At 71.1% G+C, this 15,988-nt stretch carries 20 protein-coding genes; 19 read left to right on the plus strand and 1 reads right to left on the minus strand.

Features of this window, described 5'->3' with window-relative positions; all coding sequences use genetic code 11:
• Positions 1–205 precede the first annotated feature (205 nt).
• The 17 genes from IE311_RS08295 (at position 206) to IE311_RS08375 (ending at position 13,309) form a co-directional block, all read left to right on the plus strand.
• Complete coding sequence (locus IE311_RS08295) at positions 206–799, plus strand: hypothetical protein (protein ID WP_024755886.1); 594 nt, start codon at positions 206–208, stop codon at positions 797–799.
• Between the two features lie 213 nt (positions 800–1,012).
• Positions 1,013–1,456 carry a 30S ribosomal protein S16 gene (gene rpsP, locus IE311_RS08300; protein ID WP_024755885.1) on the plus strand — a complete coding sequence of 148 codons (444 nt, stop codon included), beginning with the start codon at positions 1,013–1,015 and terminating at the stop codon, positions 1,454–1,456.
• Positions 1,457–1,458: 2 nt separating this feature from the next.
• Positions 1,459–1,698, plus strand: a complete 240-nt coding sequence (locus IE311_RS08305; RefSeq protein WP_005311361.1) for an RNA-binding protein — start codon at positions 1,459–1,461, stop codon at positions 1,696–1,698.
• 116 nt (positions 1,699–1,814) lie between these two features.
• Positions 1,815–2,432: a ribosome maturation factor RimM gene (gene rimM / locus IE311_RS08310; protein ID WP_189830920.1), complete on the plus strand. Its 618-nt coding sequence runs from the start codon at positions 1,815–1,817 to the stop codon at positions 2,430–2,432.
• On the plus strand, positions 2,429–3,250 hold the full coding sequence (gene trmD / locus IE311_RS08315; protein WP_189830921.1) for a tRNA (guanosine(37)-N1)-methyltransferase TrmD: 822 nt from the start codon (positions 2,429–2,431) through the stop codon (positions 3,248–3,250). Before rimM ends, trmD begins: the two co-directional genes overlap by 4 nt.
• A 128-nt stretch (positions 3,251–3,378) precedes the next feature.
• Positions 3,379–3,729 (plus strand): 50S ribosomal protein L19, encoded by a 351-nt coding sequence (gene rplS, locus IE311_RS08320; RefSeq protein ID WP_053644504.1) that lies wholly within the window; start codon positions 3,379–3,381, stop codon positions 3,727–3,729.
• A 69-nt stretch (positions 3,730–3,798) separates the two neighbouring features.
• Positions 3,799–4,575, plus strand: a complete 777-nt coding sequence (gene lepB, locus IE311_RS08325; protein ID WP_189830922.1) for a signal peptidase I — start codon at positions 3,799–3,801, stop codon at positions 4,573–4,575.
• Complete coding sequence (gene lepB, locus IE311_RS08330) at positions 4,568–5,602, plus strand: signal peptidase I (protein ID WP_229901785.1); 1,035 nt, start codon at positions 4,568–4,570, stop codon at positions 5,600–5,602. The genes lepB (IE311_RS08325) and lepB (IE311_RS08330) overlap by 8 nt, the downstream gene beginning before the upstream one ends.
• The gene (gene lepB, locus IE311_RS08335) at positions 5,571–6,512 is read left to right on the plus strand and encodes a signal peptidase I (RefSeq protein ID WP_189831038.1); all 942 of its coding nucleotides are present in this window, start codon (positions 5,571–5,573) and stop codon (positions 6,510–6,512) included. The genes lepB (IE311_RS08330) and lepB (IE311_RS08335) overlap by 32 nt, the downstream gene beginning before the upstream one ends.
• 74 nt (positions 6,513–6,586) lie before the next feature.
• Complete coding sequence (gene lepB, locus IE311_RS08340; protein WP_189830923.1) at positions 6,587–7,354, plus strand: signal peptidase I; 768 nt, start codon at positions 6,587–6,589, stop codon at positions 7,352–7,354.
• Complete coding sequence (locus IE311_RS08345) at positions 7,351–7,917, plus strand: NUDIX hydrolase (RefSeq protein WP_229901786.1); 567 nt, start codon at positions 7,351–7,353, stop codon at positions 7,915–7,917. The genes lepB (IE311_RS08340) and IE311_RS08345 overlap by 4 nt, the downstream gene beginning before the upstream one ends.
• A 55-nt stretch (positions 7,918–7,972) precedes the next feature.
• On the plus strand, positions 7,973–8,281 hold the full coding sequence (locus tag IE311_RS08350) for a DUF2469 domain-containing protein (protein WP_005311352.1): 309 nt from the start codon (positions 7,973–7,975) through the stop codon (positions 8,279–8,281).
• A gap of 137 nt (positions 8,282–8,418) precedes the next feature.
• Positions 8,419–8,784, plus strand: a complete 366-nt coding sequence (locus IE311_RS08355; protein ID WP_189830924.1) for a YraN family protein — start codon at positions 8,419–8,421, stop codon at positions 8,782–8,784.
• Between the two features lies 1 nt (position 8,785).
• Positions 8,786–10,408 carry a YifB family Mg chelatase-like AAA ATPase gene (locus tag IE311_RS08360; RefSeq protein ID WP_189830925.1) on the plus strand — a complete coding sequence of 541 codons (1,623 nt, stop codon included), beginning with the start codon at positions 8,786–8,788 and terminating at the stop codon, positions 10,406–10,408.
• Complete coding sequence (dprA, locus tag IE311_RS08365) at positions 10,405–11,607, plus strand: DNA-processing protein DprA (RefSeq protein WP_189830926.1); 1,203 nt, start codon at positions 10,405–10,407, stop codon at positions 11,605–11,607. Before IE311_RS08360 ends, dprA begins: the two co-directional genes overlap by 4 nt.
• A gap of 245 nt (positions 11,608–11,852) precedes the next feature.
• Positions 11,853–12,689: an RNA polymerase sigma factor WhiG gene (gene whiG, locus IE311_RS08370; protein ID WP_189830927.1), complete on the plus strand. Its 837-nt coding sequence runs from the start codon at positions 11,853–11,855 to the stop codon at positions 12,687–12,689.
• Positions 12,690–12,760: 71 nt separating this feature from the next.
• Positions 12,761–13,309 (plus strand): TetR/AcrR family transcriptional regulator, encoded by a 549-nt coding sequence (locus tag IE311_RS08375; RefSeq protein ID WP_189831040.1) that lies wholly within the window; start codon positions 12,761–12,763, stop codon positions 13,307–13,309.
• On the opposite strand, the gene IE311_RS08380 is transcribed toward IE311_RS08375, so the two are convergent.
• Positions 13,290–13,868, minus strand: coding sequence for a murein hydrolase activator EnvC family protein (locus tag IE311_RS08380; RefSeq protein ID WP_189830928.1), 579 nt, complete (start codon positions 13,866–13,868; stop codon positions 13,290–13,292). The two genes, IE311_RS08375 and IE311_RS08380, sit on opposite strands and share 20 nt — an antisense overlap.
• Before the next feature lie 255 nt (positions 13,869–14,123).
• On the opposite strand from IE311_RS08380, the gene rpsB reads away from it, so the two are divergent.
• The gene (rpsB, locus tag IE311_RS08385) at positions 14,124–15,047 is read left to right on the plus strand and encodes a 30S ribosomal protein S2 (RefSeq protein WP_189830929.1); all 924 of its coding nucleotides are present in this window, start codon (positions 14,124–14,126) and stop codon (positions 15,045–15,047) included.
• 102 nt (positions 15,048–15,149) lie between these two features.
• Positions 15,150–15,986: a translation elongation factor Ts gene (gene tsf / locus IE311_RS08390; protein WP_148006367.1), complete on the plus strand. Its 837-nt coding sequence runs from the start codon at positions 15,150–15,152 to the stop codon at positions 15,984–15,986.
• The last annotated feature ends 2 nt before the right edge of the window (positions 15,987–15,988 follow it).

A 15,988-nucleotide genomic window follows, 5' to 3' on the forward strand; every position in this document is an offset into this window, starting at 1 on the left:
TCTTTCCCAGGGGCGCGCGCACCACGGCTACGCGCCGGGGCGTATGCGCTACTACGCACCAGCTTGACGCCCCCTGCGTGGCTTCTCCGCAGATCGGCGCACTGGCCCTCGTCGCGACACATCAACGGCAACTGACGGGTACGTGCAAATTATTTGGGATGCCCCGGAATGGAACCCGGGGGCACTTCGGCTCGTTGTACGCGACGTGAGCACGACACCACCTGTTCTCGCCGCAGAGCTGGCACAGGCGTGGGCCGACATTCAGCGGCACCACCCCGAGCTGCCCGATCTTGCCGCGCCCGAGTCCCTGATCGGAGAGTCCTCGTCCGCCTGCGGCGCCGAACTCTCCTTCGAACGACTGCTCCACGAGGCAGTCCACGGCATCGCCGCAGCCCGGGGTGTCCGCGACACCTCCAGGGCCGGCCGCTACCACAACCGCAGATTCCTCGCGATCGCCGAGGAGATGGGCCTCGACCACCCCGAGGAGCCGCACGCCAGCAGCGGCTTCTCCCTGGTCACGCTCAACCCCGAGGCGAGGCGGCGCTACCGCCCGACCATCGAGCGGCTCCAGCGCGCCCTCAAGGCCCACACGGTGGCCACCGCCGCCGACACCAAGCGCTCCTTCCGCGGACCGGCCGCCCGGCACGGCTCCTCGGGCGGCGGCGTCCGCGTCAAGGCCGTCTGCGACTGCGGGCGGAACGTGCGCGTGGTCCCGTCGGTCCTGGCCCAGGCCCCGATCGTCTGCGGCGGCTGCGGCAAGCCCTTCCGCATTCCGGAGACCGTGGGCGCCGCGAGCTGACCCCTCGGGGGGTGACCCGTCGGCCGGGCCGGACCGGGGGCGGCCGGCCGGACGACACCCCCCAGGCGTGTGGCACAATGGCTAGCTGTACTCGACAGTCGCACAGGACCCCTCTCTCCTCCGGCTGACGCGTCCATCGGGCATCCGAGTACCGCAACCCCACGTGGCATCTCAAAGTGCCCAACCACGTCAAGACCAGGAGACACCACTCCAGTGGCAGTCAAGATCAAGCTCAAGCGCCTCGGCAAGATCCGCCAGCCCCACTACCGCATCGTCGTCGCCGACTCCCGCACCCGTCGGGACGGTCGCGCGATCGAGGAGATCGGCCTCTACCACCCGACGTACAACCCGTCGCGTATCGAGGTCGACTCCGAGCGTGCGCAGTACTGGCTGTCCGTCGGCGCCCAGCCGACCGAGCCGGTTCTCGCCATCCTGAAGCTCACCGGCGACTGGCAGAAGGCCAAGGGCCTCCCGGCCCCCGAGAAGGCCCTGCTCGTCCCGGCGACCAAGGAAGCCAAGCGCGCCTCGTTCGACGAGTTCGCGAAGGCCCTCGAGGGCGGCGACGACAAGGGTGAGGCCATCACCCCGAAGGCCAAGAAGGCCGACAAGAAGGCGGACGAGGCCGAGGCCGCGTCCACCGAGTCGACCGAGGCCTGATCATGCTCGAGGAGGCTCTCGAGCACCTCGTGAAGGGCATCGTCGACAACCCCGACGACGTGCAGGTCGCCTCGCGCAACCTGCGCCGTGGCCGCGTGCTGGAGGTCCGGGTCCACCCCGACGACCTCGGCAAGGTGATCGGCCGCAACGGCCGCACCGCGCGTGCGCTGCGCACCGTCGTGGGCGCCATCGGCGGTCGTGGCATCCGGGTCGACCTCGTCGACGTGGACCAGGTCCGCTGAGCAGGCCGGCAGCATCACCTTAGTAGTGCCGGCACGGGCCGGGGAGGGCTTACGAGCCCACCCCGGCCCGTTGTCGTTCGCGTCGTACGAACCGTGTGACAGGAGAGTGTGGAGCAGTGCAGTTGGTAGTCGCGCGGATCGGCCGCGCCCACGGCATCAAGGGCGAGGTCACCGTCGAGGTGCGCACGGACGAGCCCGAGCTCAGGCTCGGACCCGGTGCCGTCCTGTTCACGGATCCGGCCACCGCCGGGCCGCTGACCATCGAGACCGGCCGGGTGCACAGCGGCAGGCTGCTGCTGCGCTTCGAGGGCGTCCGCGACCGCACCGGCGCCGAGGCCCTGCGCAACACCCTCCTCATCGCCGAGGTCGACCCCACGGAGATGCCCGAGGAGGAGGACGAGTACTACGACCACCAGCTCATCGACCTGGACGTGGTGCTCGCCGACGGCACCGAGGTCGGCCGCATCATCGAGATCTCCCACCTGCCGTCCCAGGACCTCTTCATCGTCGAGTGCCCCGACGGCAGCGAGCTGATGATCCCGTTCGTCGGGGAGATCGTCACCGAGATCGACCTGGAGGAGCAGCGGGCCGTCATCGACCCGCCGCCCGGCCTGATCGACGACCGTGCCGAGATCGTCTCCACCCGGGACGAGTCCGACGAGGACGCGGGCGAAGGCTCCACCGAGAAGACCGGTGAGGGCTCCGCCGAGAAGTCCGGCGAGGAGACGGCATGAGGCTCGACGTCGTCACGATCTTCCCCGAGTACCTCGAACCGCTGAACGTCTCCCTGGTCGGCAAGGCCCGTGCGCGCGGACAGCTCGACGTCCACATCCACGACCTGCGGGAATGGACGTACGACCGGCACAACACCGTCGACGACACCCCCTACGGCGGCGGCCCCGGCATGGTCATGAAGACCGACCCCTGGGGCGACGCGCTCGACCAGACGCTCGCCGACGGCTACGAGGGCGGCGCCCACGGCCCCGTCCTCGTCGTCCCCACCCCCAGCGGCCGCCCCTTCACCCAGGAGCTCGCCGTCGAGCTCTCCGAGCGGCCCTGGCTGATCTTCACCCCGGCCCGCTACGAGGGCATCGACCGCCGTGTCATGGACGAGTACGCCACCCGGATGCCCGTCTACGAGGTCTCCATCGGCGACTACGTCCTGGCCGGCGGAGAGGCCGCCGTCCTCGTCGTCACCGAGGCCGTCGCCCGCCTGCTCCCCGGCGTCCTCGGCAACGCCGAGTCCCACCGGGACGACTCCTTCGCCCCCGGCGCCATGGCCAACCTGCTGGAGGGCCCCGTCTACACCAAGCCCCCCGAGTGGCGCGGCCGGGGAATCCCCGACGTCCTCCTGAGCGGGCACCACGGCAGGATCGCCCGCTGGCGACGCGACGAGGCCTTCCGCCGCACCGCCGCCCACCGGCCCGATCTCATCGAGCGCTGCGACCCCGCCGCCTTCGACAAGAAGGACCGCGAGATCCTCTCCATGATGGGCTGGGCCCCCGAGCCCGGCGGCCGATTTTGGCGCAAGCTCCACGACGTGGAAGAATAGGCCGCTGTCGTCCGTCCGGCGCGCGCCCCTGCCACAGGGGGAAGACGCCGCCAGGAGCGGACGGCGATCCGAATCATCCTCGAACGTACCGCTGATGACCTGTGGCATCAGCGAGGAAAGAGACCTCCATGGCCTCCCTGCTCGACCAGGTCAACGCGGGTTCGCTCCGCTCCGACCTCCCCGCCTTCCGTCCCGGCGACACCGTGAACGTCCACGTGCGTGTCATCGAGGGCAGCCGCTCCCGTATCCAGCAGTTCAAGGGCGTCGTCATCCGCCGCCAGGGTTCGGGCGTCAGCGAGACCTTCACGGTCCGCAAGGTCTCCTTCTCCGTCGGCGTCGAGCGCACCTTCCCGGTGAACAGCCCGATCTTCGAGAAGATCGAGCTCGTGACCCGCGGTGACGTCCGTCGCGCCAAGCTCTACTACCTGCGCGAGCTGCGCGGCAAGGCTGCCAAGATCAAGGAGAAGCGCGACCGCTGAGCTTCGGCTCCCGGCACGCTCGACGCTTCCGAGCCCTCGCACAGGCAGGCCGGATAGGCTCTGCCCCCGATGGACACCGAAGCACAGCACACGGAGCGCGACCCGTCTTCCGACACGGAGGACGGGTCGCGCTCCGCGCGCGTTTCCGAGGACAGCAGCAGTACGCCCTCCTGGCGGCGCACCGCCCTCGTCGGCGGCGCCTGCGTGGCGTTCCTGCTGCTCCTGAGCCACTTCGTGCTGCAGCCCTTCCTGATCCCGAGCGGCTCCATGGAGCCCACGCTCCAGGTCGGCGACCGCATCCTCGTCAACAAGCTGGCGTACCGTTTCGGCAGTGAGCCGGGCCGCGGTGACGTCGTCGTCTTCGACGGCACCGGATCCTTCGTCAGGGAACAGCCCCGCGGCAACCCCGTCACCGGGCTCCTCCACGACGGCGCGGCCGCCCTCGGGCTCGCCGAACCCGACGAGACCGACTTCGTGAAGCGGGTCGTCGGCATCGGCGGCGACCGGGTGGTCTGCTGCGACAAGAACGGCCGGCTCACCGTCAACGGCGTCCCCGTCGAGGAGCGGTACGTGATGCTCGGCGACCAGCCGTCCAGCGTCCCCTTCGACATCGTGGTCCCGCAGGGCCGGCTCTGGGTCATGGGGGACCACCGCAGCCAGTCCAGCGACAGCCGCGACCACCTCGGGAACCCCGGCGGCGGCATGGTCCCCGTCGACAAGGTCGTCGGCCGGGCCGACTGGATCGCCTGGCCCTTCGACCGCTGGTCGACCCTGCCCGGGACCGAGGCCTTCGACGCCGTGCCGGCCGCTCCGGCCGGCGGACACGGGGCAGGGCCCCATGGGTAGCCGAGGACGACCGCCCGGCGCCGCCGGCCACGGTGCCGACCGAGGACGACCGCCCGGCGGCGCCGGCCATGGCGCCGACCGGGGACCCGCCCAGGCCGCGCCCCTGCCGGGGCGGGCCGAGCGGCGCAGGCTCGCCCGCAAGGTCAAACGCCGCCGACAGCGCTCCGCGATCCGCGAGATCCCCCTCCTGGTCACGGTGGCCGTGCTCATCGCCCTCGTCCTCAAGACCTTCCTCGTCCAGGCGTTCGTCATCCCGTCCGGCTCCATGGAACAGACGATCCGCATCTCCGACCGGGTGCTCGTCGACAAGCTCACCCCCTGGTTCGGCTCCCGCCCCCAGCGCGGCGACGTCGTCGTCTTCAAGGACCCCGGCAACTGGCTCCAGCAGGAGGCCACCCCGCCCGCCGACGACCCCGTCGGCATCAAGCAGGCCAAGCAGGCCCTCACCTTCATCGGACTGCTGCCCTCCGCCGACGACCGGGACCTCATCAAACGCGTCGTCGCCGTCGGCGGCGACACCGTCCGCTGCTGCGGCGAGGACGGCCGGATCACCGTCAACGGCGTACCCCTGAACGAGCCGTACCTGCACCCCGGGAACCAGCCGTCCACGATCCCCTTCGAGGTGAAGGTCCCGCAGGGCCGGATCTTCGTCCTCGGCGACCACCGCTCCGACTCCGCGGACTCCCGCTTCCACCTCGACGAGAAGGACCACGGAACCGTCTCCGAGGAGCAGGTCGTGGGACGCGCCGTGGTGATCGCCTGGCCGGTCGGACACTGGCGTGGCCTGGAGGAACGCGAGACCTTCGCCGCCGTGCCGGACGGCAGTACGAGTTCCGAGTCCGCGCTCGGTCTGTCGCATAGTGTGTCCCAGCGGAATCTGAACGGATTCCCCGGGCTCCCGACCCCTGCGGAACTTCTGCTCGTTATGGGAGTGGTGGGCCTGTCCCTGTTCCGGGGCAGGCGTTCGCACGGACTGAGGAGTGGATGTGGGGGATTTGGCCGTCGGCGCACGATCCGGACACGATGAGCCCGACAAGAGGGCCGGCGGGGCCTTCGGCGAAGACACGACGGGTGACGACGTGACGGGTGACCAGCAGGCGAACCCGCCCGGCGGTGGTACGCCGGGCGACGGTGACGGCGGCGACGAAGCGGCGGGCGGCTCCGGGCGGACCCCCAAGAAGCAGCGTTCCTTCTGGAAGGAACTGCCCCTCCTCGTCGGCATCGCGCTCGTCCTCGCCCTGCTGATCAAGACCTTCCTGGTGCAGGCGTTCTCGATCCCCTCGGAATCGATGATGAACACCCTCCAGAAGGGCGACCGGGTCCTCGTCGACAAACTGACCCCCTGGTTCGGCTCCGAGCCCGAGCGCGGCGAAGTCGTCGTCTTCCACGACCCGGGCGGCTGGCTCGAGGGCCAGACCGCGCCCACGCCCAACGTCGTCCAGAAGTTCCTCAGCTTCATCGGCCTCATGCCGTCCGCCGAGGAGAAGGACCTCATCAAGCGGGTCATCGCCGTCGGCGGCGACACCGTCTCCTGCAAGGAGGGCGGCAAGGTCGTTCTCAACGGCGTTCCCCTGGACGAGACCTCGTACCTCTACCCCGGCTCCGTCCCCTGCCAGGACTCCTTCGGCCCGATCAAGGTCCCCGAGAACCGCATCTGGGTCATGGGCGACAACCGCCAGAACTCGCTGGACTCCCGCTTCCACCAGCAGCTCCCCGGCGGCGGCACCGTCTCCAACGACGAGGTCGTGGGCCGCGCCGTCGTGATCGCCTGGCCCGTCACCCGCTGGGCCACCCTCCCCGTGCCCGAGATCTTCGACAACCCCGCGCTCAACAAGGCCATGAGCGCCGCCCCCCTCGGCGCCGCCGGCCTCGCCGGAGCGCTCCCGCTGGTGCTGTGGCGCCGGAAGAAGCTCGCCGCACGGCATACCGCCGAGTAGTGACCCGCGGGTAGGGTGCCGTCCCGGACCGTCGACAGACCAGCGGTCCGCCGACAGACCTGCGGGGTGCGCACATGAGCGGAAACATACGGACCACCAGCGGCCACGGCCGCCTCGGCAGCGCACTGTCGGGGCTGGCCGTGGCCGTCGGCTGTGTGCTCTTCCTCGGCGGCTTCGTCTGGGGAGCCCTGCTCTACCAGCCGTACTCCGTCCCCACCGACTCCATGACCCCCACCCTCGACGTCGGATCGAAGATCCTCGCCCAGCGCGTCGACGGCGAGGAGGTACGACGCGGGGACGTCGTCGTCTTCACCGACCCGCTCTGGGGCGACGCGCCCATGGTCAAGCGGGTCGCCGCCGTCGGCGGCGACACTGTCGCCTGCTGCGACCGGGACGGACACCTCACCGTGAACGGCGAGGCCGTCGACGAGCCCTACCTGCGTCCGGGACCGAGCGGGCGGATCATCGCCTCCGGCACCGAGTTCTCCGTCACCGTCCCGGAGGGCAACCTCTTCCTCCTCGGCGACGACCGGCACACCTCCCTCGACTCCCGTACCCACATGCAGGAAGCCGGACAGGGCACCGTGCCCCGCTCCAGCGTCGTCGCGAGGGTCGACGCGGTCGTCTGGCCCGTCAAGGGCCTCCTGGAGCCCCCGAAGGGCTTCGCCGGGCTCCCGGGCGGGATCTCGGAGCCCGGACCCGTACGCCCCCTCCTCACCGCGATCGGGGCAGGAGCCCTGCTCGTCCTGGCCGGGGGCGCGTACGGGCCGGTGGTACGACTGTTCACGAAGCGACGCGGGGCGGGAACGCGGGCGGGGGAGAAGGAGAAGGCACGCACATGACGGACTCCGCGTCAGGGCCCGGGGCCCGGACGGAACCCGACGACGACCAGAGGGAACCGGGGGGCGACCCGCGGACCGAATCGCGCCGGGTCGCCCGGGTCGTGCTGCTCGACCCCGACGACCGCATCCTCCTCCTCCACGGCTACGAACCCGACGACCCCGGCCGGACCTGGTGGTTCACCCCCGGCGGCGGTCTGGAGGGCGACGAGAGCCGCGAAGAGGCGGCGCGGCGCGAGCTCGCCGAGGAGACCGGCATCACCGACATCGAGCTCGGGCCCGTGCTCTGGACGCGGTACTGCTCCTTCCCCTTCGACGGACGCCGCTGGGACCAGGACGAGTGGTACTACCTCGCCCGCACCCGCCGCACCGAGGCCGCACCCCGGCCCCAGGCCCTCACCGAACTGGAGAACCGCAGCCTCGCGGGCCTGAGATGGTGGACCTCCGCCGAACTGTCGGCGGCCCGTGAGACGGTGTACCCGACCAGACTCGCCGAGCTGCTGCGCACGCTGCTCGACGAGGGACCTCCGAGTGCACCGGTGGTTCTCGCCCCGGAAATCGTTTAGGGGCGCGTTCGGCTGGCGCACAATAGGGGGACGCACGGCTGAAGGGGAACATGCCATGAGCGCCGAGGACCTCGAGAAGTACGAGACCGAGATGGAGCTGAAGCTCTACCGGGAGTACCGCGATGTCGTCGGGCTGTTCAAATACGTGATCGAGACCGAGCGGCGCTTCTACCTCACCAACGACTACGAGATGCAGGTGCACTCGGTCCAGGGCGAGGTCTTCTTCGAAGTCAGCATGGCCGACGCCTGGGTCTGGGACATGTACAGGCCTGCCAGGTTCGTCAAGCAGGTCCGCGTCCTCACCTTCAAGGACGTGAACATCGAGGAGCTCAACAAGAGCGACCTCGAACTCCCGGGCAGCTGACCCGCCGAACCGCCGCACGCACGAGGACGCCCGTTCACCCTCAGGAGTGAGCGGGTTCTCCACAGGCTCCCGGCCGTCCACAGCGTCACACGCGATTCCACCACCTCCGTCACAGTCGGTGACGGAGGTGGTCTCGTATGAACAAGACCCAAGCACTCGGACGGTACGGCGAAGAGCTCGCCACCCGCCTGCTCACCGCGACCGGCATGCACATCCTCGCCCGCAACTGGCGCTGCGGCCGCACCGGCGAGATCGACATCGTCGCCCGCCACGCCGACACCCTCGTCATCTGCGAGGTCAAGACCCGACGCCACGGCGGCTACGAGCACCCGATGGCCGCCGTCACACCCCGCAAGGCCGACCGGCTCCGCCGTCTCGCCGCCTGCTGGCTCGACCACCACGCCACCCCCGCCCCACCGGGCGGCGTCCGCATCGACCTCGTCGGCATCGTCCTGCCGCGCCGCGGCGCCCCCGTCCTCACCCACGCCCAGGGGGTGGCCTGACATGGGATTCGCCCGCACGTGCTCCGTCGCCCTCGTCGGCGTCGAGGGCGTCGTCGTCGAAGTCCAGGCCGACCTCGAACCCGGCGTCGCCGCCTTCACCCTCGTCGGCCTCCCCGACAAGAGCCTCACCGAGAGCCGCGACCGGGTCCGTGCCGCCATCGTCAACTCCGGCGCCGAATGGCCCCAGAAGAAACTCACCGTCGGACTCAGTCCGGCGTCCGTCCCCAAGGGCGGATCCGGATTCGACCTCGCCGTGGCCGCCGCCGTACTCGGCGCCGCCGAACGCATCGACCCCCGCGCCATCGCCGACCTCGTCCTCATCGGCGAACTCGGCCTCGACGGACGCGTCCGCCCCGTCCGCGGCATCCTCCCCGCCGTCCTCGCCGCCGCGGACGCCGGATACCACCACGTCGTCGTCCCCGAACAGACCGCCGGCGAGGCTGCCCTCGTCCCCGGGGTCTCCGTCCTCGGCGTCCGGAGCCTCCGTCAACTCATCGCCGTCCTCACCGACGAACCCGTCCCCGAGGAGGAACCCACCGAGGCCGGCCGGCCCGACGCCATGCTCGCCGGGCTCCTCGTCCCCGGCGCCGCCCTCGGCACCGGCCTCGGCTCCACCCCCGCCGACCCCGCCGAAGGGCCCGACCTCGCAGACGTCGCCGGCCAGCACCGCGCCCGCCGCGCCCTGGAGGTGGCCGCCGCCGGCAGCCACCACCTCCTGCTCTCCGGCCCGCCCGGCGCCGGGAAGACCATGCTCGCCGAGCGCCTCCCCGGCATCCTCCCGCCCCTCACCCGACAGGAATCCCTCGAAGTCACCGCCGTCCACTCCGTCGCCGGGATCCTCCCGCCGGGCGAACCCCTCGTCCGCCGCGCCCCCTACTGCGCACCCCACCACTCCGCCACCATGCAGTCCCTCGTCGGCGGCGGGAACGGCCTCCCCAGGCCCGGCGCCGTCTCCCTCGCACACCGCGGCATCCTCTTCCTCGACGAAGCCCCCGAATTCTCCGGAAAAGCCCTCGACGCCCTCCGGCAGCCCCTCGAATCCGGACACGTCGTCATCGCCCGCGCCGCCGGAGTCGTACGCCTCCCCGCCCGCTTCCTTCTCGCCCTCGCCGCCAACCCCTGTCCCTGCGGACGGCACAGCAGGCACGGTGCCGGCTGCGAATGCCCCGCCGCGGTCGTCCGCCGATACCAGGCACGCCTCTCCGGACCCCTCCTCGACCGCGTCGACCTGCGCGTCGACGTCGAACCCGTCACCCGCGCCGACCTCCTCGGCCAGGGCGACCGCGGCGAATCCACCGCGGCCGTCGCCGCCCGCGTCCACGAGGCCCGCGCCCGCGCCGCTGCCCGCCTCGCCGACACCCCCTGGAGCGTCAACAGCCACATCCCCGGCCACGAACTCCGTACCCGCTACCACGCCGCACCCGGAGCCCTCGCCGCCGCCGAACGCGACATCGAACGCGGACACCTCACCGCCCGCGGCCTCGACCGGGTCCTCCGCGTGGCCTGGACCGTCGCCGACCTCGCCGGGCACGACCGGCCCGACAGCCAGGACATCGCCCTCGCCCTCGAACTGCGCACCGGCATCACCCGCGGGGTGCCCGTAGCGGCCGGAGAACGCGCATGAACACCCCCGTCCCCGTCCCTCTTCCCACCCCGGCATCCCCCGACGAGCGGCTGGCCCGCGCCGCACTCAGCCGGACCGTCGAACCCGGCGACGAACACGCCGGCCGGTGGCTCCGCCGCTACGGAGCCACCGGCTTCCTCGACCGACTGCTCCACCCCACCCGGGGCGACGACACCGGCACCGACCCCTTCCCCGGCACCGGGCACAAACGCGTCGCCTCCTGGCGACTCCGCGCCACCGCGGCCGACCCGGCCCGCGACCTCACGACCGTCCACGAGCTCGGCGGCCGCTTCCTCGTCCCCGGCGACACCGAATGGCCCCGTCAACTCGACGACCTCGAAGACGCCCGGCCCCTCGGTCTCTGGGTCCGGGGCCCCGCCGACCTCCGCACCTGGGCCCTGCGCTCCGTCGCCCTCGTCGGCGCCCGCGCCTGCACCCCCTACGGCGCCCACACCGCCGCCGACCTCGCCACCGGCCTCGCCCGCCACGGCTGGGTCGTCGTCTCGGGCGCCGCCTACGGCATCGACGGCGCCGCCCACCGCGGCGCACTGGCCGCGGGCGGAGCCACCGTCGCCGTCCTCGCCTGCGGCGTCGACACCCCCTACCCCCGCGGCCACGACCAGCTCATCCGACGCATCACCGAACAGGGCCTGGTCATCGGGGAGTTGCCACCGGAAAGCCACCCCACTCCCAGCCGCTTCATCCTCCGCAACCGGGTCATCGCCGCCCTCACCCGAGGCACCGTCGTCGTCGAGGCCCAGCACCGCAGCGGCTCCCTCGCCACCGCCCGCGCCGCCGCCCGCCTCGGCCGCCACACCATGGGCGTCCCCGGCCCCGTCACCAGCGCCCTCTCCGCCGGAGTCCACGAGCTCCTCCGCGGCGACGCCACCCTCGTCACCGACGCCGACGAGGTCGTCGAACTCATCGGCGACATGGGCCAGCTCGCCCCGGCGCGCCGAGGACCCGTCCTTCCCCGCGACCTGCTCGCCCCCGCCACGGCGCACGTCCTCGAAGCCGTCCCCGCCCGCGGCCCCACCCCCGCCACCGTCATCGCCCAGCGGGCCGGAACCACCCCCGACGACACCCTCGCCAAGCTGTACGAACTCCACTCCCTCGGCTTCGCGGAGCGGCACGGAGACGGCTGGAGGTTGACGAACGCGACGACTCCCGCTTCGAACGCGCGGCGAGGCGGTACTTGACCTGGAGCATTCGGGTGAAAGGGTGAAGGCGATGAACAATCGAGTTCTCTCGGCCGCACCCGAGGGGCCGACACGCGCCACGGCCCGGGTTCGAAGATGTGACCGACGGCGTCCACCCGGAGCGGCGCGATCCACCGACGTTCGCGCACCGCGACCGCGCACTCACGCTACGCTCACCAGAATTCCGTCCAGGACACCCGCACCCACACCGACGCACCCGACGGCAGAACGGCTCAAGGCAACGCATGCCCCAGCACACCTCCGGGTCTGACCGCGCTGCGGTGCCCCCAGCAGCCCGGGGCACCGTGCGACCACCCGCACCGACCTCCCTCGACGAACTGTGGCGGTCGTACAAGGACACCGGCGACGAGCGGCTGCGGGAGCAGCTGATCCTGCACTACTCGCCCCTCGTCAAATACGTCGCCGGACGAGTCAGCGTCGGGCTGCCGTCCAACGTGGAACAGGCCGACTTCGTCTCCTCCGGCGTCTTCGGCCTCATCGACGCCATCGAGAAGTTCGACGTCGAGCGCGCCATCAAATTCGAGACGTACGCCATCACCCGCATCCGCGGCGCCATGATCGACGAACTCCGCGCCCTCGACTGGATCCCGCGCTCCGTCCGCCAGAAGGCCCGCAACGTCGAGCGTGCCTACGCCACCCTCGAAGCCCAGCTCCGGCGCACTCCCTCGGAGACCGAGGTCGCGGCCGAGATGGAGATCACGCTGGAGGAACTGCACGCGGTTTTCAGCCAGTTGTCCCTGGCGAACGTCGTCGCCCTCGAAGAGCTGCTGCACGTCGGCGGTGAGGGCGGCGACCGGCTCAGCCTCATGGACACCCTGGAGGACACGGCCGCCGACAACCCCGTCGAGGTGGCCGAGGACCGCGAGCTGCGCCGACTGCTCGCCCGTGCCATCAACACCCTCCCCGAGCGCGAGAAGACCGTCGTCACGCTCTACTACTACGAGGGCCTCACGCTCGCCGAGATCGGCCACGTCCTCGGCGTCACGGAGAGCCGCGTCAGCCAGATCCACACCAAGTCCGTCCTCCAGCTCCGCGCGAAGCTGGCCGACGTCGGACGCTGACCGGCGCGAGCCGGTCGTACAGTGGAGCCGTGCCCAGGATTCGAGCGGCCTCGGTGGCCGAGCACCGGACGATGCAGCGCGGCGCCCTCCTGGACGCCGCGCGTTCCCTGCTGTCCGAGGGCGGTACGGAGGCGCTGACCTTCCCCGCACTCGCCGAGCGCACGGGCCTCGCCCGCTCCTCGGTGTACGAGTACTTCCGATCGCGCGCGGCCGTCGTCGAAGAGCTGTGCGCCGTCGACTTCCCCGTCTGGGCCGCCGAGGTCGAGGTGGCCATGGACGGTGCGGAGACCCCCCAGGGCAAGGTCGAGGCCTATGTCCGCAAGCAGCTGGAGCTGGTCGGTGACCGGCGCCACCGTGCCGTCGTCGCCATCTCGGCGAGCGAGCTCGACGACGGCGCCCGCGAGAAGATCCGCGCGGCACACGGCGGCCTCGTCGCCATGATCGTCGAAGCGCTCGCGGCCCTCGGCCAGCCCCGCCCGAGGCTCGGCGCCATGCTCCTCCAGGGCGTCGTCGACGCCGCCGTCCGCCGGATCGAGCTCGGCGCGGCCGAGGACCCGACGGAGATCGCCGAGGCGGCGGTCACGATGGCCCTCCACGGGGTCAACGGCTCGCCGGCCTGATCGTCCGCATCTGTACGTCCGTAACTCCGTACATCCGTACGCCGGTGTACGGGTGTATGTGTGCCATGTGTCCGTGCGCGCGACCGGCCCGTCGGTCGCCGACCGGCAGGAGGCGTGACGGGGCGCGCTTCGTCAGGAGCAGCGGGTTCAGATAGCGGTCGCCCCTGAGGAGCCCCCAGTGGAGGCAGCTCCGCGGGCAGTGGGCGGCCGGGGAGCCCGGGGCGACCTGGGCGACCTGCGCGATCGGAGTGCCGGCGGGGACCCGGGTGCCGGCCCTCACCAGCGGGGTCACCGGGGTGAAGGTGGTGCGCAGCGGGGGAGCGCCCGTGCCGGGCAGGGTGAGGGTGAGGACTCCGCGGCCGCCGACGGGGCCCGCGAAGGTGACGGTCCCCGCGGCGGGGGCGAGGACCCGGGTGCCCGGTGGGGCGGCGAGGTCGATGCCCCGGTGGCCGGCGGCATAGGGGCCGGGCGGAGGGTGCCAGCCGCGGATGATCTCCGGGGGCGGCGGGCCGACCGGCCAGAGCAGGCCCAGGGCGAGGACCAGAGTCGTGAGGCGCATGGGGAAAGGCTCTCCGCGCTGTCCGGTTCATAGGGGTCGGCGAGGGTTTCTGTGGACTACTCGCGGGTTGTGGACAGTGCCGTCACCCGTCGCTCCCGGGGTCCCGTACACTTCCTATGGCGACCCGGGTCACCGGGTCGACTTCGCACGCCCCGCCACTTCCCTCACCGGCCGTGGCAGCGCCTTTCGGTCCCTCGTGGGCATGGCGCGTCGGGGCGTCAGGAACACAACCGAGAAACCCAAGGAGATACGGCCATGGCCGTCGTCACGATGCGGGAGCTGCTGGAGAGCGGCGTCCACTTCGGTCACCAGACCCGTCGCTGGAACCCGAAGATGAAGCGCTTCATCTTCACCGAGCGCAACGGCATCTACATCATCGACCTGCTCCAGTCGCTGTCGTACATCGACCGCGCCTTCGAGTTCGTCAAGGAGACCGTCGCGCACGGCGGCTCCATCATGTTCGTCGGTACGAAGAAGCAGGCCCAGGAGGCCATCGCCGAGCAGGCGACGCGTGTCGGCATGCCGTACGTCAACCAGCGTTGGCTCGGTGGCATGCTCACCAACTTCTCCACCGTCTACAAGCGTCTGCAGCGCCTCAAGGAGCTCGAGCAGATCGACTTCGAGGACGTCGCCGCTTCCGGTCTCACCAAGAAGGAGCTTCTCGTGCTCTCGCGCGAGAAGGCCAAGCTGGAGAAGACCCTCGGTGGTATCCGCGAGATGTCCAAGGTTCCCAGCGCCGTCTGGATCGTGGACACCAAGAAGGAGCACATCGCCGTCGGCGAGGCGCGCAAGCTGAAGATCCCGGTCGTCGCGATCCTCGACACCAACTGTGACCCCGACGAGGTCGACTACAAGATCCCGGGCAACGACGACGCGATCCGCTCCGTCACCCTGCTCACCCGCGTGATCGCCGACGCCGTCGCCGAGGGCCTCATCGCCCGCTCCGGCGCCGCGACCGGCGACTCGAAGCCGGGCGAGAAGGCCGCCGGCGAGCCCCTCGCCGAGTGGGAGCGCGACCTGCTCGAGGGCGAGAAGAAGGCCGACGACGCCGAGGTCCAGACCTCCGCCGAGACCGAGAAGGTCGCGGACGCCGAGGCTGCCGAGGTCACCGAGGTCGTCGCCGAGGCCGAGGCTCCGGCCGAGGCCGAGGCTCCGGCCGCGGACGCCGAGCAGGCCTGACCCTTCAGGACCTTCGGGTGACGACGGCGGGGGCCCACGAAGCCCCCGCCGTCCACCCGTGGACCCGCCCGATCTTTCAGACTTCGAGAGAGAAACAGACTCATGGCGAACTACACCGCCGCTGACGTCAAGAAGCTCCGCGAGCTCACCGGCGCCGGCATGATGGACTGCAAGAAGGCCCTCGACGAGGCCGACGGCAACGTCGACAAGGCCGTCGAGGCCCTGCGCATCAAGGGCCAGAAGGGTGTCGCCAAGCGCGAGGGCCGCTCCGCCGAGAACGGCGCCGTGGTCTCCCTCATCGCCGACGACAACACCTCCGGTGTCCTCGTCGAGCTGAAGTGCGAGACGGACTTCGTCGCCAAGGGTGACAAGTTCCAGGCCGTCGCCAACCAGCTCGCCGCGCACGTCGCCGCCACCGCCCCGGCCGACCTCGAGGCGCTGCTCGCCTCCGAGATCGAGGCCGGCAAGACCGTGCAGGCGTTCGTCGACGAGGCCAACGCCAACCTCGGCGAGAAGATCGTCCTGGACCGCTTCGCGCAGTACGCCGACGGCTTCGTCTTCGCGTACATGCACCGCACGATGCCGGACCTCCCGCCGCAGATCGGTGTCCTCGTCGAGTTCGACAAGGCCGACGCCGCCGTCGCCAAGGGTGTCGCCCAGCACATCGCCGCCTTCGCGCCGAAGTACCTCACCCGTGAGGACGTTCCGGCCGAGGTCGTCGAGACCGAGCGTCGCGTCGCCGAGGAGACCACCCGCGCCGAGGGCAAGCCCGAGGCCGCGCTCCCGAAGATCGTCGAGGGTCGCGTGAACGGCTTCTTCAAGGACGCGACGCTGCTCGGTCAGCCGTACGCCCTTGACAACAAGAAGTCCGTCCAGCAGATCCTGGACGAGGCCGGTGTCACCCTGAAGCGCTTCACCCGCATCAAGGTCGGCATCTGAGT

The sequence above is a fragment of the Streptomyces zaomyceticus genome (assembly GCF_014656215.1).
Taxonomy (GTDB): domain Bacteria; phylum Actinomycetota; class Actinomycetes; order Streptomycetales; family Streptomycetaceae; genus Streptomyces; species Streptomyces zaomyceticus.